Genomic DNA, 300 nt, shown 5'->3' with positions numbered 1-300 from the left:
AACGTCGGTCGGAGAAGTCGAACTGGCCACCTTGCGGTGGGCGCATTGGTGGAACACTAAGCGACTTCACGAAGCATTGGGCTACGCCACCCCACAGGAAGTAGAAACCGAGTACTATCTCACGCAGCCCGTCAGTACGGGGCCGTAAAAGAAGCGGAACTAAACCCAGGACGCTTCATATCCGGTTTTCGGCGACCAGGCATAACACGGTAGTGATGCGGGCTGGTTGCACAATGATTCCAGTACCCCCGGGGTAATAAAAAGCGACGCGCTTCGTACACACTGTTTGAGTGCACGAGC

Annotated in this window: 1 protein-coding gene; it reads left to right on the top strand. The window is 55.7% G+C overall.

The annotated features are described in order from the left end of the window. A partial coding sequence (locus M3G14_RS11625) for an integrase core domain-containing protein (RefSeq protein ID WP_259926688.1) occupies positions 1-148 on the top strand: 148 nt, incomplete at its 5' end. Between the last annotated feature and the right edge of the window lie 152 nt (positions 149-300).

Source organism: Corynebacterium sp. p3-SID1056 (genome assembly GCF_025152525.1).
In the GTDB taxonomy this organism is placed as follows: domain Bacteria; phylum Actinomycetota; class Actinomycetes; order Mycobacteriales; family Mycobacteriaceae; genus Corynebacterium.
This window is presented reverse-complemented; position numbering and strand designations above follow the sequence as displayed.